At 37.1% G+C, this 23,824-nt stretch carries 20 protein-coding genes; 4 read left to right on the plus strand and 16 right to left on the minus strand.

The window, feature by feature from the left end; translation table 11 throughout:
• The 3 genes from PP181_RS10220 to PP181_RS10230 form a co-directional block, all read left to right on the plus strand.
• Positions 1–647 (plus strand): malectin domain-containing carbohydrate-binding protein (locus PP181_RS10220; protein WP_272637017.1); only part of this gene is annotated, 647 nt, incomplete at its 5' end.
• Between the two features lie 508 nt (positions 648–1,155).
• Positions 1,156–2,181, plus strand: a complete 1,026-nt coding sequence (locus tag PP181_RS10225; RefSeq protein WP_272637018.1) for a glycosyltransferase family 2 protein — start codon at positions 1,156–1,158, stop codon at positions 2,179–2,181.
• A gap of 71 nt (positions 2,182–2,252) precedes the next feature.
• Positions 2,253–3,338: a GNAT family N-acetyltransferase gene (locus tag PP181_RS10230; RefSeq protein WP_272637019.1), complete on the plus strand. Its 1,086-nt coding sequence runs from the start codon at positions 2,253–2,255 to the stop codon at positions 3,336–3,338.
• A gap of 18 nt (positions 3,339–3,356) precedes the next feature.
• Here the strand turns inward: PP181_RS10230 and PP181_RS10235 are convergent, their stop codons facing one another.
• From PP181_RS10235 to PP181_RS10280, 10 genes are all read right to left on the minus strand, one after another.
• A complete protein-coding gene (locus PP181_RS10235; RefSeq protein ID WP_272637020.1) occupies positions 3,357–4,490 on the minus strand; it encodes a glycosyltransferase family 4 protein in 1,134 nt (377 codons plus the stop codon).
• 87 nt (positions 4,491–4,577) lie between these two features.
• On the minus strand, positions 4,578–5,225 hold the full coding sequence (locus PP181_RS10240; RefSeq protein ID WP_272637021.1) for a sugar transferase: 648 nt from the start codon (positions 5,223–5,225) through the stop codon (positions 4,578–4,580).
• Positions 5,226–5,241: 16 nt separating this feature from the next.
• Positions 5,242–6,285, minus strand: a complete 1,044-nt coding sequence (locus PP181_RS10245) for a hypothetical protein (protein ID WP_272637022.1) — start codon at positions 6,283–6,285, stop codon at positions 5,242–5,244.
• Positions 6,286–6,390: 105 nt separating this feature from the next.
• Entirely contained in the window at positions 6,391–7,566 is a 1,176-nt protein-coding gene (locus tag PP181_RS10250) for a glycosyltransferase family 4 protein (RefSeq protein ID WP_272637023.1), read from the minus strand.
• An 8-nt stretch (positions 7,567–7,574) separates the two neighbouring features.
• Positions 7,575–8,720: a glycosyltransferase gene (locus PP181_RS10255; RefSeq protein WP_272637024.1), complete on the minus strand. Its 1,146-nt coding sequence runs from the start codon at positions 8,718–8,720 to the stop codon at positions 7,575–7,577.
• 21 nt (positions 8,721–8,741) lie between these two features.
• The gene (locus PP181_RS10260; RefSeq protein ID WP_272637025.1) at positions 8,742–9,821 is read right to left on the minus strand and encodes a glycosyltransferase family 4 protein; all 1,080 of its coding nucleotides are present in this window, start codon (positions 9,819–9,821) and stop codon (positions 8,742–8,744) included.
• Between the two features lie 62 nt (positions 9,822–9,883).
• The gene (locus PP181_RS10265) at positions 9,884–11,041 is read right to left on the minus strand and encodes an O-antigen ligase family protein (RefSeq protein ID WP_272637026.1); all 1,158 of its coding nucleotides are present in this window, start codon (positions 11,039–11,041) and stop codon (positions 9,884–9,886) included.
• Between the two features lie 8 nt (positions 11,042–11,049).
• A complete protein-coding gene (locus PP181_RS10270) occupies positions 11,050–12,003 on the minus strand; it encodes an ATP-grasp fold amidoligase family protein (RefSeq protein ID WP_272637027.1) in 954 nt (317 codons plus the stop codon).
• 8 nt (positions 12,004–12,011) lie between these two features.
• The gene (gene murJ, locus PP181_RS10275; RefSeq protein ID WP_272637028.1) at positions 12,012–13,352 is read right to left on the minus strand and encodes a murein biosynthesis integral membrane protein MurJ; all 1,341 of its coding nucleotides are present in this window, start codon (positions 13,350–13,352) and stop codon (positions 12,012–12,014) included.
• A 1-nt stretch (position 13,353) separates the two neighbouring features.
• Positions 13,354–14,457, minus strand: coding sequence for a glycosyltransferase family 4 protein (locus PP181_RS10280; protein ID WP_272637029.1), 1,104 nt, complete (start codon positions 14,455–14,457; stop codon positions 13,354–13,356).
• Positions 14,458–14,608: 151 nt separating this feature from the next.
• Here PP181_RS10280 and PP181_RS10285 point away from each other — a divergent pair, with 151 nt between their 5' ends.
• Positions 14,609–15,184: an acyltransferase gene (locus tag PP181_RS10285; protein WP_272637030.1), complete on the plus strand. Its 576-nt coding sequence runs from the start codon at positions 14,609–14,611 to the stop codon at positions 15,182–15,184.
• Positions 15,185–15,195: 11 nt separating this feature from the next.
• Here PP181_RS10285 and PP181_RS10290 read toward each other — a convergent pair whose 3' ends face one another.
• From PP181_RS10290 to PP181_RS10315, 6 genes are all read right to left on the minus strand, one after another.
• Positions 15,196–17,079, minus strand: a complete 1,884-nt coding sequence (locus PP181_RS10290) for a hypothetical protein (RefSeq protein ID WP_272637031.1) — start codon at positions 17,077–17,079, stop codon at positions 15,196–15,198.
• Between the two features lie 609 nt (positions 17,080–17,688).
• Positions 17,689–18,969: a nucleotide sugar dehydrogenase gene (locus PP181_RS10295; protein WP_272637032.1), complete on the minus strand. Its 1,281-nt coding sequence runs from the start codon at positions 18,967–18,969 to the stop codon at positions 17,689–17,691.
• 250 nt (positions 18,970–19,219) lie between these two features.
• Positions 19,220–20,215: an SDR family oxidoreductase gene (locus tag PP181_RS10300; RefSeq protein ID WP_272637033.1), complete on the minus strand. Its 996-nt coding sequence runs from the start codon at positions 20,213–20,215 to the stop codon at positions 19,220–19,222.
• Positions 20,212–21,093, minus strand: coding sequence for a hypothetical protein (locus tag PP181_RS10305; RefSeq protein ID WP_272637034.1), 882 nt, complete (start codon positions 21,091–21,093; stop codon positions 20,212–20,214). The genes PP181_RS10300 and PP181_RS10305 overlap by 4 nt, the downstream gene beginning before the upstream one ends.
• Before the next feature lie 68 nt (positions 21,094–21,161).
• Complete coding sequence (locus PP181_RS10310; protein WP_272637035.1) at positions 21,162–22,583, minus strand: MBOAT family O-acyltransferase; 1,422 nt, start codon at positions 22,581–22,583, stop codon at positions 21,162–21,164.
• A gap of 49 nt (positions 22,584–22,632) precedes the next feature.
• Positions 22,633–23,667 carry an NAD-dependent epimerase gene (locus PP181_RS10315; protein WP_272637036.1) on the minus strand — a complete coding sequence of 345 codons (1,035 nt, stop codon included), beginning with the start codon at positions 23,665–23,667 and terminating at the stop codon, positions 22,633–22,635.
• Positions 23,668–23,824: the final 157 nt, after the last annotated feature.

The raw sequence follows: 23,824 nt of genomic DNA on the forward strand, positions 1-23,824 counted from the left end.
CGCTTTTCTCAAGGGAGCGTTGGGATCCCGCTACAGGTCCTGAGATGACCTATGGCATCCCACTGGCGGACGGGGATTATGTGGTGAACCTGTACCTGGGTGACCATTACTATGCTACGGACGCGGTGGGCGACCGGGTGTTCTCGGTGGCCCTTGAGGGCACCGTGGTGCGCGGCGATCTTGACCTTGTCTCGGAGTTCGGCCACCGCAGGGGCGGAATGCTGAGCTATCCGGTGACGGTTAGCGGTGGATCACTGGAGGTAGGCTTTTTGCACGGGGCTTCGGAGAACCCCTTGATAAACGCCATAGAAATCATTAGAAACGAACAAAACATAAGTACGGTTTCCTTAAAAACAAACCTAGGAAAAGAGGTAAAGGCTAGCCCTTTTCATGACCTCACCGTAACCCCAAACCCGGTTTTACAAAATGAAAGGATTGGGATACAGTTTACGAGTGCATCGGAAACCTTCCTTTTTATCTATGTTTATGATATTAATGGTGCTAAGGTTTATCAGGATGATTTTTATGCCGTACAAGGTTATAATCAACTAGAAATAGCACCTGAGTATTTAAGCCCCGGGATGTACTTGATCCAAATATCCACCTTAAGAAAAACCGTATTTAAAAAGATCATCGTAGGGAACTGAGGTACTTGTTTTTTTGCTCGATAATTGAGATTTAAATTCTCCAAAGTTTGCGTTGAAAGGTAATTTAAAGGTGCTACACTACCTTTCATGATTACCCATAGGTCGTTTACCTTATTGGACGTACCATATTGTTTTGGTCCTTTGGTCCCTTGGCCTATATTCCTTTTGCAGGCAAATATCGGCAAGCATACTGTGGGTTCAAGGACAAAATCCCCCACCTGTCAACGTATCTGCTTTTTGGCCGGGGAACAGTAATATTTCTTCTTGACGCCCCTTACAGTGCAAGGCGTTGACGGTGCCGTATGTGTCAAAATATATCAAACACGTGTTTTCCTAAACGATGGCTTCATATTTGAGTAATGGACAATTTCCACGGTATACCTTAGTGCATAGGTAATCTTGGCCCATTAATAAGGCTTTTCAACCAACAACCTTTATTCCGTTTAAAACATTATCTTAATTTTGACCTCAAATTTATAATTTACTTTGAGTTCCAATATCCCCAACTATGCATTTAAGTATACTTATTCCTGTTTATAACGCTGAGAAACACATCATAAATTGTCTGGAAAGTGTTTCAAAGCAAGGGATTTCTGAAGAAAATTACGAGGTGCTATTGGTGAATGACGGGAGTACGGACGGTAGTGGGGAAATAATCGAGGATTTTATTGCGGGTAAGCCCAATATGGTTCTGGAAAATCAAAAAAACCAAGGGAACGCTGCAACGCGAAACAGGTTGTTTGATCTTGCCAAAGGGGAATATATATATTGTTTGGATGCCGATGATTATTTGGTACCCAATACATTATCGGGAATTTTGGATTTTGCTTTGAGAAATCATTTGGATTTTATAGGTTTTGAATCCCGGGAAACATCTATATCAAATGAAGACCGTATCCCTTCCAAATTGGATTTACCTGAAATTAAGATAGCCTCCGGGGCCTCTTTTTTAAGGGAAAATTCCCTTCCTAAAGTTGAAGTTTGGTGGTATTTTGCCAAAAGGGAACTTTTAAGGGACTTTGCCATAAAAATGGATGACCTAATCATGGCCGACGTTTCCTTTACCTATAAATTGGTGCTTGCAAGCCAACGAATGGCGATCCTGCCAATACACGCCCATTGGTATTTTCAGTCCCCCGTTTCCATTATGCGGACCAGTGACAACATCGCCGCCCATAAGTTACGCCTCGCAGATGCTACATACGCCATGTTGTTGGGATTTAACGACCTTATTCAAAATCCCAATAAATACCATTTGATGGTGGATAGTACTGCTATGGGCGATCTTGTTCAAAAGCGGGACTATTATGCCTTTTTTATGATTTTAAAATATTTGAGATTTGAAAAGGACCGTGATAAAATAATAAACGTTGTAAATACGTTCGAGCAGCGTAACATGTATCCAATTAAAAGTACGATACCAATTCATGGTAGTCCTTCTTTGGTGGTTAAAATTATGAATGTATGCCTAAACAAAAAGTGGATTTTATCATTATTGATAACTCTTGCCTCACGTATGAATAAAAAGAAATGAGACAGTATGTTAAAACCAATTCACAACAATCTTAATTAGTTCAAAATTAAATTAGAGAAATTACTATAATTATGTCTAAATCAACATTAGAATCCATTTCCCTTACTACACCAGAAGCTATATCCAATTATAAACATTCTATTTCCCTTATTGATAACACGAATCCTTATTATAGCCTGGAGTTACTTAACAATCACCTGGACCATCAAGAACTTAATTTCTTCACCTATAAGATAAATGGTGCTTTAAAGGCCGTAATGCCTTTTATCCAAAGACAAATTATAATGCATGGAAAGGAAACCGGATATTTTGACGTGACCAGCCCTTGGGGGTACAACGGCCCTCTTTTTGACACCGTGATGAGCCAGGAACTTATTGAGGATTTTTGGAAATTGGTAGACAATTGGTATAAGGAAAACAAAGTCGTTTCTGAATTTATCCGATTTAATTTCAAGCATAACTATGAAGGTTATACGGGTACCAAGGTTCATACCTTACGTAATGTTAGGGGTAACATAGCGGATTGGGATAATTTCTGGTCCAACCTAAAATCAAATACCAGAAACCAGTTTAGAAAGGCCAAAAAGGAAGGTCTAGTTTTTGAAATCCACTACAAAGATATTGCATTGGAAAAGGTAAAGGCCTTTTATGATGTGTATATAGGGACTATGGACCGCAGGGATGCCATTGATTCATTCTATCATCCCTTGGAATACTTTACCAATTTTGCAGCGCAGAACCCGGGAAAATATGCCGTAGGTTTGGTGTATGAAGGGGATTTGCCTATTTCTTGTGAGCTATTTTTGATTTCCAACGACACCATGTACTCTTATTTAGGGGGCACAAGCTCGGACCATTTTAAATTGCGCCCCAACGAGTACCTTAAAATAAATGCCATTGAGTGGGCAAGGGGCGTTGGTTTGGAATATTACATGATAGGCGGGGGTTTGTCCAATAGCGAAACGGATAACCTGTACCTGTACAAAAAGAAGTATTTTCCCTATGATGATGATATTCACTTTTACACGGGTAGAAAAATTATCGATCATGAGGCTTACCTGAAGTTGTGTGAACTAAACAGGGCCGAAAGTTCCAAAATGGATGCCCTCAACGTGGCGCAAGGTTTTTTCCCTAAATATCGGGAGAAAATGGGCTAACACTATAGTCCAGGTCTACTACATACGTTCCAGTTCCTTATAAATCTCCAACGTGTTGTCAACCATTTTCGCTACTGTAAAATTGGCCAAAGCCTTTTGTTTTCCGTTTTGCGCCAATTTGGACCTGAAGGCCCCATCCAGAAATACATTTTCTAGATGTAGTGCCAACTCCTGTGCATTGTCCATTTCAAAGATTAGGCCATCAACACCGGGATCAATTTGGTCATAGGCCCCGTTGGCATTGGACCTTATGGTGCAACAACCGCTCATCATGGATTCCACGGCCACCAAGCCGAAGGTATCTGATCGGGAAGGGAGGACAAAAACATCGAACAGTTGATAGAATGGTTTGGGATCTCTAAAGCCAAGAACACTGAATTTATCTGACAATTGATGTTCGCGTAGCATGGTATCCAGCCATACTTTTTGGCTTTCGGATTGATAATCCCCTACGATGATAACGTGCACCTGGTCCAGGATTTTTGCCGGCAAAAATTTGCCCAAGGCCTCAACCAGAATATCCGTACCCTTTTGGGGAGTAATTCTGCCCACGACACCAATTAGGAATTTATCCTGTGGGATTTTGAACTCCGTTTTAAGTCTTTCCAGATTTGCTTTGTCCTCCTGTACTGCGAACCTCTCCGAAATGCCGTGGTACACCATTCTAATGGAGCTTTCAGGTGAACCCATGACTCTTTTTGTAAATTCCTTGGAACCTTCGCTGACCGCAATCAATAAGGTAGGATGCTTGTACCGCATATTGGGCCGTATGGTATCGGCGTGGACGGTGGACACATACTTCCTTCCCAAAAGGTACGGTATAAAGGTTAGGTTGGGGGAGTGGCAATGGATTACGTCCGGATCAATTTTTCGAAACAGTGAAGAAATCCTGAACAGGCTTGAGAAAGAAGCCATTCCTTTTTTTAAAGGATTGCCTATTGGCTCCTTGAAGTAATGAATTACTATTCCCAAGGATTGAAAGCGGCTTTTGAGCTCGTCAAAAAAAGAATTGTCAGATGCCTCCTTAATCTTAAATCCACTGGTAATAATGTGGAGCTCGTGCCCCCTTTCCACCATGCCTTGGGCTAAATCCCTAATATTGGTGGCCAGGCCATCCTTTCCCAACCGCATTACAATGAAAACGATTTTCATGTGTTTCTATTTAATGGTTGCATTGGTCATAGGTAACATCCAACTAACTAAACCTAGTTGATTAGGGATAGCAAGGGATGTTTCCTACTACGATTTTTGAACGTGTTTAAATTCTGGCCATTCCTTTCTCTGAAGGTCCATGGCCAGCATGGCCGGATTGGAATTGGGGTCCACTTCTATCTCACCGGGGTTGAATATCTTTTGAATGGTTTTCCAAATGATGAACAAATCCTGTTTGAAGCTCATGTTGTGCATATATTCGATATCCTTTTCAAAACGTTCCTCCCAGGTCATGTAATTTCTACCGGAAATTTGGGCCAGACCCGTAATACCGGGCCTGATCAGGAATCGTGGCTTTTCATTTTCCCTATAATAGGGCAGATACCGGATCAGCAAGGGCCTTGGGCCGATCAGGCTCATGTCTCCTTTTAATACGTTGATCAATTGCGGTAGCTCATCAATAGAGGTCTTTCTAATAAATATTCCAAAGGGCGTAAGTCTGTATTTGTCAGGTAGCAATTTTCCATCCTTGTCCTTTTTACTGTTCATGGTCTTCAGTTTAAGAACGGAAAATATCTTCTCATGTTTCCCCGGTCTTTTTTGGGTGAAAAATGGATTTTCCCTAAAGCTTATGGCAATCGCGATTATGGCCAAAATAAGAATAGGGGAGGTAATAAGTAGCCCAAAAAGGGAAAGTAAAAAATCGAGGGGTCTTTTAAAATATTTTTTGTACATAGAAGATTCTGCTTTCTTAGTTGTTCCATTCGTTGATAGCGGAGGCGATATACGCAATATCCGCTTTTCCGTATCTGAAATCGATATGTATGTTCAATAAGAACTTATAATCATGGTGAATATTGTTTTTGGGCCAAAGTTCCGCCGGATAAATGGTTTTGGAGATTAAATGTTGTTTTAGACGTTTTAAATCATCTTCCTTTTTAAATGCCAAAAGGAGTCCAAAGGGAGTCCCTTGCGCTTTTGGAAGCACTTTAAAAGCATCGTTTCCTTTAAGCAAGGTCTGCATGGTGTCCCAATTTTTAAGTTTATAGGCGTTATAGTCTTTACATAGGGCCTGGGCCATTACTTTTTCATGATCTGGATTCAAGGGAACGATTTCCTGCGTAGTACGTAAAAGCTGTTCGCCTTTTCCATAGTCCTCCAAAAATTGGGTCTTGTCCTTTTCTGTGGTGCAATTGGCCTTTAAGGCCATAGCGGTATCTACCAATTTCCAGGCTACCTCCATTTCATGGGCATTGGGTAGGCTTTTTAGTTGGGGAAGGGAAAGCTGAAGGGAGCTCTTTAAGGGTTTCCAAGCAATACCGCCCAAAGGAAGGGGCACGGTTTTCCGTAAGGATGCAATACACAGGTCCGCTTCACTTTCTATACAGCCAGGGCTGAGCCAACCGTGGGAGTGGTCCTCCACGATCAGGGGACGCGCCCTGGTGGGAATGGTATTTTTTTTAAGGCCCCAATAGTTATTTGCCAATACAATATCCTTGGTGCTGAATGTGGAATAGTCTATTTGAGCATAGGGGTCAAACGGATCAATGTCATAATATTTTAGGTTGGAATATGCTGTTTCCAACCACTCCTTAACAAAGGGACAGTAATACTGTGGTAACCAGATGTGGACAATTTCATGGTTTTGGATCAATTTGTCAAAAACGTACTTCATGGCATACCTGCCAGCATAAAAAAGCTGGTGCCCGTTTAAAAAGGAATTCGAAACGGCTGGTAGCTTTTTAAGATCGGTTTTATGGAAGAAGGAACCGTAGCCGATAATGTTACTTTTCATAGGACAAAGAAACCAAAAATTACTAAGTTAGATCATTATGATTGCACAAAGACTCAATAAATATGTGTAAAGGGTTGATTAAATAAAAGTAACCCTAAGGTACATTTAATTGGCAATTATTTTTTTGTATTCTTCGCTAAGCGCCGCCCATACAAGGTCACGGTTATATCTATTCACAACAAGATCACGTGCTTTTTGGCTCATGGAATTAACTAGGGAGGAATCCGTTAAAAATCTTTCCATAGCTTTTTTTAGAGCCAACGAATCTTTGGAGGGAATGATCAATCCATTCACCCCATCAATAATAATTTCATTACTTCCATTAATATCCGTGACTATCGCCGGTAAGCCCATGGCACCCGCCTCCAGGACTACATTTGGAAAACCTTCCCTATAACTGGGAAAAACAAAAGCATCTGCCAATGCCAAAAAGGGCCTAACATCCTTTTGTTGGCCTATTGCCACAATATCTGGATGGCCATGAATTATCTCGCGTGTAGCCAACGGTAATATATCTGTTTCCCCGTCGTCTGAACCTACCAATATAAGTTTGGTATTCTTATATTTTTTGGTCAAACTATTAAAGGCCTCCATTAATTCGTTTACACCTTTGTCATTGACCAAACGACCTACATATACCCATAAAAAATCTGAGCTTGAAAGATTAAGTTGTGATTTTAGGGCAGAAGTATCCTCTTCTGAGTAATGACCAGGTGAAAAATATTCTAGATTCAATCCATTTACATTCCCATTGGCTATTACGTTAAGAGGTTTTTTGGTAACCCCGTAGTTGATCAAGTCGTTTTTGACCCCGTTCCCCTCTGGATATACATGGGTCGCAAATTTACAGATGAGTTTGTCAAAAAATAATAATAGCTGTTTTTTAGGTCCGGTTTGAGTGGGGAAAATTAATCCTGTGAACATATGAACTCTTTTTGGTACTCTGGCAAAGTAGGCTGCGATCATGGATAATAGACCAGCTTTTGGGGTAATGCTATGCACCATAAAAGGTTTTTCCTTTTTAAAGACTTTGTACAATTTAAAAAGTCCTTGCAAATCCTTTAGGGGGCTTATATTTCTTTCAATGGGAACTGCAATGGTTCTAATACCTTCCCTTTTTGAAGTTTCCTGTAATAGTGGGCCATCAGAGGACACTCCTATTATTTCGTACTCCTGGTTCAAATAGGCCAATTGACCTTTTAAGAGGGTGTAAAGAGAACCTGGCACAGCAGCAGTACGGATAATCTTTATTTTTTCTTTTTGTTGGGTAGTGGAGGACATTTGTAAAATTAGGATACTATATGTTGGGTATACGCTTCTAGAATAGGTTCCCTTTTAAAATCTTGGATTCGCTCTTTTACCCTAATCCGGCAGCGTTCTAGATATTCTGGATGTTCCAAACAGTATTTCAAGCCTTTTTTCATCAGATCCAAATCGCCTACGGGGGTAAGGATACCATAGTCCGTAATCATGATATCATCCATTTTGGGAGTTTTTAATTCCATAATCTCATCTGGGCCAGATTTACAATTGGTGGTTAAAATGGGCAGACCGCAGGCCATGGCCTCTAGAAGTACATTTGGGAAGCCTTCGTGATTGGACCCGAACATGAATATGTCTACGGCCTTCAAATATTTAAAGGGATTACTATCAAACCCTAGGAAGGTTACCCTATTGCCAATATTGTTCGCTCCAACCAATGATTCTAAATGTGATTTTAGAATTCCGTCTCCCAATATGTATAAATGTACTGATGGAAAATCCACTAAGGCACGAATAAGTAATTCTTGATTTTTTCCAGCATCCATCCTCCCAATGGTTAAAATATTGATGTATTCCGATGAAAAAATTGAATTATCGGGTAATACGGTATCGATTTTTTCAAGGTCTATGGGATTGTTTACTACTACTATCTTATTGGAATCTATATTGTAATTTTTTACGAGGTCCATTCCATTCCCTTTGGAATTACAAATTATTTTATCTGCCTTGGGGTAAAGTCTCTTTATTAAAAAATTATTTATTCTGGATTGTAGGTTACCATAGCCATATTGCATACTTGGATATGAACGTTCACTGATTACAAATTGGGATTTACTGGAAAGAAAGTAACTTGCAATTACACTAATGTAACTGGGTCTGGTAAGTAAGGCAAAAGAATGTGTAATACACAATTTTTTAAGTAAACGTGCATATTTATAGCTCAGTAGTGGAAGTTTGATAAATTTTAAAAATCCATTTTCATATCCGTTGGATTTTTCTAGATAATGTATATGAATCTGCTTTGGAATGTCATATTTAATAGTGGTATTCATAAGCACCAAATGTACCTCCCATCCTTTTTCATCCAAAAAAGGAAGTAAATAGGATACTACACGCTCTGCACCTCCTCCTGCGAGGGAATATATTAAAATCGCAATTTTAGGTCTGATCATATCAATAAATAGAGGAAGTATTTAATTATATACTATTTTTTTGAATAAATCCTCCCATTGATTGCCTATATTATCTATCGAAAATCTGTCTAAGGATTTGATGGAGTTTTGTCGAAGCTTATTTCTTAATTTATCATCAACTATTAAGTTTTTTAAATTCTCTATCATTTCTTCTTTATTCTGGTTGTCAATCAAAAGCCCATTTATTCCGCTATCTATTATTTCCGACGGACCAGAGATACAATCATAAGAAATACAAGCCATACCTTGGGACATAGCTTCAATAAGCACCAACGGGAGACCTTCATGTCTTGATGATAGGATAAAAATTTCTGAGTTAGCCATTAGTTCTTTGACATCATTCCTATAACCGGTAAATATTATTTGTTTTTTAATTGGTGAAGTGTTTATTTTTTCCATTAAAATATTCATACCATATTCTCCCTGTCCTACAATTTTTAAATTCCAATCTGGCTGACTTGTCAAAACCTCTTCAGCTATATCCAACAGATTGTCAAATCCTTTATGTTCAAATCGATTTAAATCTCCCACAGCCAAAATTGTCCGATTCCTACTTCTATTTAAGTCAGTTATAGGTACAAAAGAACTTGGATTCAAAATTACCTCGACATTTTTGGTCTTGGGTTTAAAATAGGGAAGATCAAATTTTGTCAAAACGGTAAGTGTTTCGGGAAACTTGTACAAAAAGTTCCATAAAATTTTTTTCTGAATTGTTAGTTTTCTGTTGAAATGATTAAAATGCTCTGAAACAGTAAGTTTAATACCGTAAATTCGAGATACAGGTATGGTCGCAAAACCCATTAGATCGATATGAGAGCTAATTATATCCGGTCTGTTTTTTCTTTTAAAATAGAACTTTAATAGAAATAAAAATGCCCTTAAAACAGTGTAGTTAAAAAAAATGAGTTTACTAGTTCCATGGATTCTTTTGACTGAGGGATGCAGAGAGTAGTGGTCTCCACCACGGAAAGTTATGACTCTAACAGAATGACCTTTTTCAGCAAAATGATTTGCTAGAGTCGATACAACTCTTTCAGCCCCTCCAGCATATAAACTACCTATAACAAAATCAATTTTCATTTGTTTTTTAAAGTGAGATTTTAAACTTACACCCAATTATTAACGCATTGAAAATTGCGTTATTATGTTTGTTGCTGTAAATGAGGATTTAATTTATTTTCTTTTTTAAACGATAATTTGGACTTTTTAATCTCTAGAAAAACAAATATCAAGAGGGATACACTTTGGTAATAAAAAAAGAATGTATGGCTTGCCATTAAATTTAACATAACAACTAAAAGGACAAAAAGTATATATGGTTTTTTCCTATATAGAGCTATGCTATTTTTCAATAAGTAGACCAAAATACCTAAGAATAATAGCAATGGCAAAAAACCACTTTCACCAATTATCATTAGGTAACTATTATGGGCCCCAGGTAGTCCTCTAGAAGGTCGCTGAAAGCTTAGAAAACCATTTCCAAAAAATGGTTTATCATAAATTAATTCATAATATAAAGACCAACTCTGGTCTCTAGTGTCGTGGCCTAAGGTTTTGGATTTAATTTCACCTTCCGTAAAAAAACTAGTTAGAGCGTCAAATCTGTCTGTGGCAAAATTTTTGTTATCAGCAAAAGTGAATAACAGGATGAGAGCAATACTACCAATTACCGGAGCAATTAAGTTTTTCTTACTTTTAAGAACTGCTAAAAAATTAATCAAAAACCATACTACAATGAATGTACGGGAAAGTGTTAATATACCTGCAAAAGTAAAAATACCTTGACCAATCATTCTCCACCAGGTATTTTTTATTGAATAAGATAGTGCCATACCCAGCATACATGTTATTCCGGCAGTATTCGGGTTCAGGAGAATTCCACCAAATCTTCCATTGACCAGGCCGTAAATCGCATTTGTTTGAGGAAAAATAATTCCATTTATTATGATGCTTACACCTCCAATTAGAAGGATATAATAAATATCGCTAAATTTTGAATTGTACATGACTTGAGTCATACATATCACAGTTATCGAAAATCGAATAAATTCTTTTAAATAATAAACTGAATCACCATTGTAGTTTAATCCACTTATGGTGAAATACAGAATTGTAAACACAATTAATGGAATTATTGGTTGCTGCCAAGGTTTTTTGAAGTAGAAATAAAAAAGTAGCAATAATGAGGTTAAATAGCTAGCCGCGGCAGCTGGACCAGGACTTGTGTAAACCAACAAAAAAGCCGGGATATTAAGAAGAACCAAAAAAAGAATAGAATATCTAACTACTTTTAAGACCAAAACAATAATTATTTAGATTCAATATTTAGGTCCACCAAATCTCCAAGCAAATAGTCCCATTTTTCAGGTTCAATTGGTCTGCAACCACTATCATGGTGAAAGGTTATTTCCCCAAAATATAGTTTACCATCTACATCATACCAATCTATCCTAACATATGCGAATGGTTCCGCAAGAATATTGGAAAGTTTTAACATTTTAGTAAGTGATTTTGGTGGATTTACATCAAATTTTGCGGGATCGGTAGGTTTACCCTTTTTAATTACTGTCCATTTAAATGGACATCTTGACCAATCAGGATAGTACCAATTTCGATAATGATTTTGTGTATCTCTACCGATATCAACTTGGATCATGTGCGCTTCACCATTAAAACAATGAACTTTATAATCCATAGGGATATTACCATCATTTGTAAGTAATAGCTTTTCTATTATTATTCTTGGTTCAATGTTTTTATACTGCCACTCCTTTAAACTATTGTAGTAATTGTTTTTAAGTCGTTTCTTATAGAATTCTTGGGTTTTGCCGTAATCCAATTCTTTTTTGTCGTAAACGATGATTACTCCTCCGCTGTCATGGTTGGTTTTTATTACAAAGGGATGCTCAGGTAAATAATTTGATAAAAGTTTTTCTGGGTTTTTGGTTTCAAATAATAAAGGCACTAAATATTTGTCTCCTATTTTTTTAGTTATGTATTCTCTAACCTTATACTTGTCAGCACAGATGGTATGTATTGGTCTACGGTCGTAAAGTTTTAACCAATTGATTTTTTCATTTAAAGATTTTGGGTTTTTAAGGTCAAGTTTCCTTCGCATTGCCCTGCGATAATTATGCTTAATTACCCATTTATCAGGCCATATTTTATTCTTGCTTTCATGATAAATATATATTAAAACTTTACCAAGAACGGTATTATGATAGATATATTTAAATATTGAGTTCATAAAAATAGATGACATGGTTTATTTTAAATATTGTATGATTTTTTAGAACCTATATTTCTTAAATAAATAAAAATCCAAATACTTTTCATGGCAATTACAATAGTAGTACACAAGGCGATTCCTATAATTCCATAAATTTGGATGAATATGTAGTCTAATATCAAATTTAAAGCTAATGCCACTAAAGAAATATATGCTAAGATCGAATTTTTATTTATACTTGTTGCAAAATTGACCATTATCATACCGGCGATTCTGAAGGGAATATATGCCATAAAAATTTGTTGAATAGAAGAAACTATCTCAGTATCTTTTTCTGTAAATTCCTTCCTTTCAAAAAGGATTGAAACAATAAAATCTGACATTAAGATACCTATGAAACTAAAAAGAACTAAAACCAAAAACATCCATTTTAAATTTTTGAATAAATCTGAAAATGCTTTAGCTCTATTTGTTAAAACTATTTTTGAAAAGTATGGCAATAAAACATTTGAAAAACCTATTAGTACCAGACTTGTTATGAATGCAGGTATTTTTTGTCCGTAGTTTAATGCCGTTATAGAACCAATGACGAGTTGGGCCGCAAAAAATTGATCAATAACTGAATTCAGTGAGGTCATTAAGCTTGACGAAACTTTGGCAGGTAGCTGTCTAATAGTTGTCCTAATATTTTCATTTTTAAAAACTAATTTGTCTAAAATTATTATCTTTTTCTTCAAACCAATAAGAGTCAAATAAAAAAATGATATTATTGCTCCACAAGTTGTGCCCCAGGCCAATAAAGTATGAGGTAAGCTCTTTTTAAAAAGAAATATTCCCGTTAAAATTATTAAAGGTGTAAATATTGTGGAGAACGAACTTAAGCGGTACTCTTCATTCACATATAATAATGAGGCTATTATCGAAGATAAACCCCAAAAAATTATTGAAGGTAAAATTATATAAAATTGTTTTTTTACCAATTGATAAAATTCAACCGATTTATTTGGAAAAAGGAATTCTAAATAAATATCAGTACTTAGTATACATATAATTATGAATAGTATACTTATGCCTAAAGTGATAATAAAACTTGTACTCTGAAAAGCTCCTATATTTCCTTTTTCCTCAATTTCATTAACATAGTTTGGGATGAATACACTTTTATAAGATTCTAAAAATACGCTATTCACTAAACCAGGAATTATAATTGCGACAAAAAAAGTGTCTAATTGTAAGGACAATCCATATTCCGCAGCTATTACTGCTTCCTTAAAAAAACCTAAAATACTTATAAGTAAAGTAATGCTACTTACTAAAAAAATATTTTGTAATACCTTTTTAGATTTATAATTTAAGATTTTGTCTTTAATAATTGAGAGCATATCAATGAATGACTTTGTTTAAGTTATCATCAATTAGAGCTTTCCATTTTGATACAACATTTTCTTCTTCTAAATGGTCAAGACTATTGTAAGCTTTATCGCCTATTTTTGATAATACACCTTCTTTTTCAATTAATAGACTTAACAATCCAGAAATTTCCTCTACGTTATCGGTTTCAAACAAAAAACCGTTATCACCATGTTTAATTAATTCCGATGGACCTGTTGGACAATTTGCAGAGATGCAAGCTAATCCAAAATACATAGCTTCTATTAATGCATTTGGAAAACCTTCAAACCTTGAGGGGAAAACAAAGATTTTAGACTTTAGATAGTATTCTGAAATATTTTTTCGCCTTCCTAGCAATATTATTTTGTCTTGCATTTTTAATTCCTGGATTAGGTCATTAAGTTTTTGCCTATCAGGTCCTTCTCCTATAATATGAAGTTTCCAATTAGGTGGATTGAGGCTTGCAAAACTTTTAATTGCAACATCCTGTCCTTTTTGAAATGATAAACGACCAACGCTTAAAATTATATTTTCTCTCTTTAAGCTATATTTTTTTCTATAATCAATATGTATAGAAGATATTGGATTTGGCAAAATTGCTATTTTACTTTCTTTAATCCATGTTGAATAGAAGTTCTTAATTAATTCTGTTTGTACAATTAGTTTATTTGCATTGGGATAAGTTATTCTCTTCATTATTTTCCAAAAAAAAGGAGTGTAATCCATATTTGGGTTATTCCTTTCGCTTATAATAATGGGGACCCCAAAAGATTTAGCTGCCAGCGTGCCAAGTACATTTGCTGTGGTCATAAATGCAACTAATATATCCGGTGAGATTTCTTTACAGATTTCACGTATTCTCAAATACAGTTGATAGTTGGTTTTTAGTGCTTCAAGAATATTATTACTAGGAGAAATTTTCTCTTTACAAGGAAATACCTCAATTTTTGAATCTAGTGGATAAAAAGGTGGTGTATTGGTAAATGTAATTATTGAAATTTGATATTTTCCAATTAATGAATTGGCCAAAGTACTTAATACCCTTTCTGCCCCTCCAGAATTGAGAGAGTTTATTATAAAAGCTATTTTTTTCATTTTAATTTTGGACGAATGAATGAAATAATTGTTAGGTTTACTAGTAAATTCGATATAAATCAAAAAATATCATTTATCGAATGTTCTCTTTTAGACTAAAGTTCAACCCACATTTCAAAGTATGATTTTCAACAGTATTATAACTTGGTCATTGAATAAGTTCAATAGATATTTAATTGATTTTAGACTCAAGGGTTTAAACGTGGAGTTCGGTAGTAATATTGTCTTTAAAAGTTTGCCCCAGCTTATCTTAGTTGAAGGTTCAAAAATCATAATAAATGATAATACAGTTATAAATTCCCAAAACTCTGGATATCATTTAAATATGTTCAAACCTTGTAAGTTAATTGCAGACAGGCCTAATTCAGAAATTATTATTGGCAAAAATTGCAGAATCCACGGTACGTGTATACATTCTCAGAAAAAAATTATAATTGGTGATAATTGTCTAATTGCTGCGAATTGTCAAATTATGGATTCAAATGGTCACGACCTTTCATTTGAGAAAATTGAAAATAGAATAAAAACAACCGGAGGTGTTAAAGAAGTTGTTATTGAAGATAATGTATGGCTAGGGACGGGTGTCGTTGTTTTGCCGGGGGTAACGATAGGGTACGGAAGTGTTATATCAGCTAATAGCGTAGTTCATAAAAGTATTCCCCCCATGGTTGTGGCTGGGGGGAATCCTATAAAAATAATTAAAGATTATTCTAAGAAGAAACTATAATTTATAGTTTGTTATAATAGAGTTAAGTTATGCAAAAATTCCTCTATATTCGTATAGCCATTTCCGTTTTCGTCACCATTGGAGGACCTAGTAAGATTGCCAAATATTGCAATTTCCCATTCATCTGCCATGCCGTCATTATCAGAATCATAATTGGTTGGTCTAGTTGTATTGTTCAAATTGGGAAACCCGCCAACTTGGCTTTCATTCGAAATTAAACCTCCAGTCCCGTTTATTATATTATTGAACATTCGAGTGTCAGAACTGTCATAATGTAAATTATCTCCAGATTTATTTAAAAGTTGGCCCTCCAATTCATTTTGATCAATTTTAGGTACATTATTTTGATAATTGGGATTTGACGTTAGATATTGATTGTACATTGATTGTACACTATTATCAGCATTAACACCATTATCAATATTATCTTTTAAATAGGTACGATGTTTAGAAATATCATAAACAAAGGGCCCATCTTCTAATCTAAAAGTCTCATATTGTCTTTGAAAAGGACCGCTTATGTATTTGTTACCAATGAAATCATTTACGGTACCTTTTACTTGCCAAGCCGCTCTATCTGACCCATAAACGAGGTTGTTTATCATTTCTACTCCCTTTCCTTCTGCGCTTGCAACGGCCACGTTTCTATCCATGGTGAATGTAAAAACATTTTTATAAAAGGTTACATCATATGCTCTTTGAACGAGAACACCATAATTTTTTTCTATGTTTTCTCCTATTAAACAGTTTTGTATTGTTATATTTCTGGCATAAGTAGAAAAATCAGAATTTGCAGAACTAATCTCAATAGTTTCATCTCTGGCCCATGTAACTGTAACATGGTCAACAATAACATTTTCAAATGAACTACCAGCATAAGCAACAATTCTTAGAGCGTCATTTGGTTCATATCCCCCGTCTAAGCCAGTTCCATTAGGATTATACGCATTTGAGCCTGGTCTAATTTTGATGTACCTTACGATAACATTTCCTTCATGTATCCATAAAGCAGCACCTCTGAGAGTAATCCCATCACCGGGTGCAGTTTGGCCTGCAATTGTAAGATTTCCATTTCCGTCCCTAATTTTTAAGGGTTCCGTTAAATTTATGTAACCCGAAACATCAAATACTATAGTTCTTGGTCCTTTGAGTGTTTCTACGCCATATCTAAGGCTCCCATTGCCACTATCGTTTAAATTGGTCACATGATACACCATACCTCCACGGCCTCCTGTAGTAAATTTACCAAAGCCCTCAGCCCCGGGAAAAGCTTTTAATTCTCCCATGTCCGAGGAAGTAATAGTCACTGTGGCTTCTTCTCTATACGTCGTATTGTCCTCCGTGGTCACTTCCGTGGTATAGGTAAAGGTATCTTCCTGTGCGGGCGTTTCTATTGTTTCTTCTGGAGTTGTAACCTCAGGAGCACTTGCTTCTGGAATTGGGTCCTGGGTTTGTGGGGTATAGGTCAACGTATTATCATTATTAATGACCACTTCCCCACTACTGGGTATCGAAGTTTCTATGATCCTTACTTGGGTATTGGAGCCAAAGGAATCATTGTTCAATACGTCCATGACAATTTCATTTTGGCCCGGCGCCATAAAAAAACTGTCATCTACCAATAAGGCGATACTTTGTAAATCATTGTCCTTGGCGATTACATAATCAGACAATAGATCGGCATCCTTACTACAGGAAAAAAACGAAATGACTGCAAGAAAGGCCAGGGGCATCTTTAACGGGGTTTTGATGGGGTACATAAGTAGGTGATTTTTTAAAGGATTATTTTTTTTTGCATTTGGGATACAATTATAGTGTAATATTATTTTTAAACGATGAAAGACATTTTTTTTTCGATGAAATGCAATTTTAAGCTTGGGGCATACTTTGTTCAACGTCAATTTTTAGATATTATTTTTAGTGTTAATCTTCTTTTTTTTGGAGCAAGTACATTCTTACAAAAAATGGTAATTATGAAGCTTACGGGCAAGTTAGGATGATTGGATGTTTTTAATCGATGAACTACACCCCTTTTTTTAAGAATTCGATGAACTGCCCTTTTCGTTAACATATGTTAACATATTTCTGTGGTCGTTGTCTTTTGGCTGAACGCTATTCGCTTTGCGCTATACGCTCTGCGCTGTTGTTGGATTTAGGTTTTAGCTTTAAGCTTCAAGTTTCAAGTTTCAAGTTTCAAGTTTCAAGTTTCAAGTTTCAAGTTCAGAGTTTAAAGCTCAGAGTTGCAAGTTAAAATTTTTACTCATTTCATTTTACTAACTCCTAACTCCTAACTCCTAACTCCTAACTCCTAACTTTGCACTCCGCACTCTTCACTCTACATTCTACACTCTTCACTTTTCGCTTACCGCTATGCGCATGACGCTATTACCTACTAACTAACCATTAACCACTAACCACCAACAACTCCTCATTCTACATGGGGCAAAAAAAAAAGGACCGTATTCTAAAAATAGGGTCCAATTCTTTACGTTTTCCTTTGGTTTTTATAGCCTGCCGTCTACCTGTTCCTTTAAGATTCCCTTTACGTCGTACACTACACCATCTTCCTTTAACAGTCCTTTCAGGTCCAGATTCAAAAATTGGTTGTGGGCCACTGTCAGCACCACTGCATCATAGGAACCTTTGGGGAGTTCCTTGGTAATCTGCAGATTGTATTCATGAACCACCTCTTCTGGAGAGGCCCATGGGTCATAAATGTACACATGGGTGCCATAACTGGCCAAATTCTGAATCACGTCCACGGCCTTGGTATTCCGCACATCCGGGCAGTTTTCCTTAAATGTGATGCCCAGAACCAGAATTTTAGAGCCTTTGACCTTGATATCCCTTTGAACCATGAGTTTTACGACTTCGGAGGCCACGTATTTGCCCATGGTATCGTTCATACGCCGCCCGGCCAAAATGATTTCTGGATGGTATCCGTATTCTTGGGCTTTTTGGGCCAAATAATACGGATCTACCCCAATGCAATGGCCGCCCACCAGCCCGGGTTTAAAGGGCAGAAAATTCCATTTGGTGCCCGCGGCTTCCAAAACTTGATGGGTGTCAATGCCCATAAGATTGAATATTTTGGCCAATTCGTTCACAAAGGCGATGTTGATGTCCCGTTGTGAGTTTTCAATGACCTTTGCCGCTTCCGCCACCTTGATGCTAGAGGCCAGGTGCGTACCCGCCGTAATGATAGACGCATAGAGGTCGTCCACTTTTTTTCCAACCTCTGGAGTGGAGCCGGAGGTTACCTTGAGTATTTTTTCTACGGTATGCTCCTTATCCCCGGGGTTGATACGCTCCGGGGAGTAGCCGGCATAGAAATCCTTGTTGAATACCAAGCCACTTACTTTTTCCAGAACGGGAATACATTCTTCTTCCGTAACCCCGGGATATACGGTAGATTCATAAATAACGGTATCCCCATTTTTCAAAACCTGGCCTACTGTTTCACTGGCTTTGTATAAGGGCGTTAATATGGGCCTATTGGTCTTGTCCACCGGAGTAGGTACCGTTACAATGTAGTAGTTGCAATCAGCAATGTCCTCCAATTTGTTGGAACAATAGAGCCCGGTTTGTTCGGGAGGCTCCGATACCAATACTTTTTGAAGGATATCGTCTTCCACTTCCAGCGTACTGTCATGGCCGCCCATCAATTCCTTAACCCGCGCTTCATTGATATCGAAACCAACGACAGGGTATTTGGTGGCAAATAATCGGGCCAAGGGCAATCCCACATAACCCAGACCGATAATGGCAATTTTAGTGTTGTTCATTTTGTATGTTGTTTCTTAAAAACTGTTCGCTTTATACTGAATTTTTGTTTTTTATATATTGGCTTTAAGCTCTAGGCTATAAGCCATAAGTTTCAAGTTACTTCTATCTTACTTATTACTATATTACAGATTACTCACTCCTAACTTTGCGCGCTGCATTAATCGCTTTTCCCTGTTTCAGGTTTCAAGTTTGACGTTTCAGGTTTGATTTTTTATTTATTTCATTTTACTAACTACTAACTACTAACTACTAACTCCTCAAATTCTCCCAATACCAAGCCACCGCTTCCTTGAGTCCGGATTTGATGTCATATTTAGGAGCGTAACCCAAAAGGCTTTTGGCTTTGTCGATGGAGGCCAAGGAGTGGGGTACATCCCCCTTTCGTTCCGGACCATACACGGTTTCCACGTTTTTTATTTCGGCATCGTATTCACTTAGATATCCCTTTAAAAGACCAACCAGTTCCTTTAGATCCGTACGTTCCCCATAGGCAACATTGTAAACGGTGTTGACCGCTTCCGGCTTGGTGCCAATCATGGCGCGCAAGTTCATCTGTACTACATTGTCTATATACGTAAAATCACGGGAAAAAGATCCATCGCCGTTGATTACGGGCGATTGATGCTGCATCAACTGCATCACAAATTTTGGAATTACCGCGGCATAGGCCCCATTGGGATCCTGCCTTCGTCCAAATACATTGAAATAGCGCAGGCCAATGGTTTCCATGCCGTAGGTTTTGGCAAAGACATCGGCATAGAGTTCATTTACATATTTGGTAATGGCATAGGGCGACAGCGGTTTACCGATGATATCCTCTACCTTGGGCATGTTGGTAGAGTCCCCATAGGTAGAAGAACTGGCGGCGTACACAAAGCGCTTTACCTTGGCGTCCCTGGCAGCGACCAACATGTTCAAAAAACCGGATACATTTACCGCATTACTTGTTATGGGGTCATTGATGGAACGGGGCACCGAACCTAGGGCCGCCTGGTGCAAAACATAATCCATTCGAAAGCAAGCGGTTTGGCAGGTATCCAGATCCCTAATATCCCCCTCCAAAAGGCTGAAATTTGGGTTTTTTAGAAAAGGTTCAATATTCTCCCGTTTTCCAGTGGCAAAACTGTCCAGGCAACGCACGGTGTTGCCGTTGTTCAATAGAGCTTCGCAAAGATTGGAACCAATAAAACCTGCTCCACCGGTTACTAATATATGATATTTTGGGTCTAATTTGAGTACATTCATTTTGGCAGTAATTTATTTTTAATTAGCCTATTTTTTATTTCGCGGGTAAATTTTACCGCCCCTACTTCTGATAGATGGGTGTTGTCTTTCCAGTTTTGTAAAGAGGAGTCCCCTTCAAAAAAATCTGTGTAATTCCAATAATTTATGCCCATTTCCTCTAGAAGAGCAGAAATTATTAAGTCATCATCCTTGCAATCATCCCTAAATACCGGAGAAGTATACATAACTAGTCTTTTATGGTTTTGGTCACAAAAGTTTTTCAACTCTACCAAATACTGTTCATAAACAGAATTTATCTTTAAGTTTTTAGGACATGTTTCCTTCTCTTTCTTGTCAAGTATTTTTTTAAATGTTGCCCTATTTTCAGGAGATACTTTGAGGGGGTCGTAGCCATAGTATTTATCGGCATTATAATTTGGAAAAAAATAATTTTTCAACAGGCCCAATATCGAATTGTTGTAATCAAGGCACCAATAGAAATTATTTAGAACCGAACGCTGATTCAACTTGTCAATTTCTTCTTTCATCACTTTATTTGTGTGATAAAGCTTTGCAAATGCTTCAACATCCTCACCCTTGTATTCCTTTTTAAAAGCATGTTTAGGCGAAATATGTAACAGTACAGTTTGCTTTTTATCCAACGGAAGTGTCTTTACAAGGGTTACGGAATGAGCTAAATTGGAGCCATCCATACCAATATTAAAGGACTTATTTTCTATGGTCTTGGTGTCAACATGATGGTTCGCCCTTGAACTACCAAAAACAATAAAATTTAAGTTATCCTTTTCTCGTAAAAAATGATTTATTTTTCCACCGCTTTTACCAGTAAATACCTCTTTATTTATTTCAGACATGCCGTAATAGACTATTTTGTCCAATACAAAAGAGCTTATCAATACCAAGGTTGCAAATTTGATTATAAAAAGTAGAGAGCTTCTATTCATATCTAGAATTGAAAATAAATAAAGTTATTTGAGGTGGAGTAAAAAAGTGTTATTAACACCAAAACAATACTTGTCAAAAAAGTAAGCCTAAAAGTTGAAACTTGGCTACCAAGTATTTCCAAAGAAACTTTTGTTTTGAATAGGTAAAGATCAAATATTAAACCAATTGAAAGAACAAAGATAGAATTGACAACAATATTTATGTCTCCAATAAAAGGTGGCGCCATTTCAAAACGGAAAATTTTTTCTAAAGCTGAGATGGCCGTGGAAAAAGTTTGCGCCCTAAAAAATATCCAGGCCAGTATGACGATAAAAAACGTAATGGGATATCCTAAAAAAGAAATATTTTTCCTAAAATTAAATTTAGACTGGGATGTAATATATTTTTCAATCCCCAAAATTATTCCATGAATGCCCCCCCAAATCATAAAATTCCAAGAGCTGCCATGCCATAATCCTCCCAACAACATGGTAAGCATAAGGTTTCTATAGGTAATTTTTATTCCTTTTCTATTGCCTCCCAAAGAAATATAGAGATAGTCCCTTAACCAAAAGGATAAGGACATATGCCACTTTCTCCAAAATTCTGTCAAGGATTTGGAAAAATAAGGTAGGTTGAAATTTTGATTGAATTTGAACCCGAGAAGTTTCGCTGTACCTATGGCGATATCAGAATATCCTGCAAAGTCGAAATATATTTGAAAGGCATAGAAAACAGTGGCCAGTAAAACCGTGCTAGAGTTGTAAAGACCTGGATCTTGATATATGGTATCTACGTAAACGCCCAGGGTATCGGCAATTACGATTTTTCGAAAAAGCCCTACAAGTATTTGTAAAAAACCTTCTTTAAACCATTCTTTATTGAAAAATCTTTTTTTCTCAATCTGAGGAAGTAGATTCGACGCCCTTTCTATGGGGCCTGCCACTAATTGAGGAAAGAACGCTATATATGTGAAGAAGGATATAATGTTTTTTGTAGGCTTAAAATCTCTTCGGTAAATATCTATGGTGTAGCTTAAGGTTTGGAAGGTGTAGAAGCTGATACCTACTGGTAGAATAATGTCCAAGGTAAGATTATTTGGTTTCCAACCAAATATTTGTACAGCTTGGGTAAACGATTCTGCAAAAAAATTATAGTACTTAAAAATGGAGAGAAATCCTAGATTCGCAGTTAAGCTTACAATTAACCAAAATTTTCTATTCTTCTGATTTTCTTGCGAATTATAGATTTTTAAACCAGCGACAAAGTCAATAATGGAACTTATTACAATTAAGGATAGAAAGCGCCAGTCCCACCACGCGTAAAAGATATAACTTGCAATTAACACCAAGATATTCTGCAGACCCAATCTTTCGTTCAAGAACCAGTATAGAACAAATACAACAGGAAAAAAAATAAGAAAATCTATGGAATTGAATAACATGCCTGGATTCTATATTTCAGAAAGCCTATCAACTTTAAGTTTTTGGTTTTTATTTGGCCAATTCTTTATAATAAGATTTATACCAATCTATGAAACGTTGTACGCCCAATTTTATTGGGGTATTGGGACGATAATCAAAATCTTGGATTAAATCGTCCACATTGGCCCAGGTCTTTTCTACGTCCCCGGGCTGCATGGGCAGCATCTGCTTTTGGGCGGTTTGCTGTAAACTTTCTTCGATGGCCGTAATAAAATCCATCAATTTTACAGATTTGCTATTGCCAATATTGTACACCTTATATAGGTCTTTTTTAGGCTCATTTTCATTTGTTGGTGTTTCCAAGATGCGAACTACACCCTCTGTAATATCATCAATATAGGTAAAGTCACGTTCCAACTTACCGCTATTAAAAACCTTGAGGGGTTTGTTGTTCATAATGGCATCCGTAAACAGGAACATGGCCATGTCCGGCCTGCCCCATGGGCCATACACCGTAAAAAACCGAAGTCCGGTAGACTTAAATCCATACAAATGGCTATAGGCATGCGCCATAAGCTCATTGCTTTTTTTTGTGGCCGCATACAAACTCACGGGATGGTCCACGGAATCGGTCGTTTCAAAAGGGATTTTTTCATTCAGCCCATACACACTGGAACTACTGGCATATACCAAATGCTTGACCTTATAGTTTCTGCAGCATTCCAAAATGTTGAGAAAACCCACCAGGTTGCTATCAATATAGGCTTCCGGATTTTCCAGACTATACCGAACCCCGGCCTGGGCGGCCAAATTGCAAACTTTGTCAAATGCATGCCGTTCAAATAGCTGGGGCAGACCTTCACGGTCTTCCAGGGCCATGCGAACAAAGGAAAACCCAGGATGGTTTTTGCTGTGTACTTCCTTTTCAAAAATTTCCGCCTCCTTTGGCGCAATGCCCAGTTGCTTCAGACGGTCATATTTAAGGTCGACATCATAGTAATCGTTGATGTTGTCCAGCCCAATAACCGTGTGTCCCTTATCCAACAGGGATTTGGATACAAAATAGCCTATAAATCCCGCTGCGCCTGTAACTAGTATTTTCAAATCTTTAAATTATTATTGGTTATGAAGTGTGTTGTCTTTAAATATGTTAAATTCAATCTTTTAGGTTGCCATGAGTCTTTTGTTCGAGTCCAACACAAAAAAATATATCCAAGTGGGTTTTTAGTGAGGTCTCGATCTTGGTATAACCGAAGGGTAG

The organism is Maribacter sp. PR66, from assembly GCF_028464205.1.
Taxonomy (GTDB): domain Bacteria; phylum Bacteroidota; class Bacteroidia; order Flavobacteriales; family Flavobacteriaceae; genus Maribacter; species Maribacter flavus.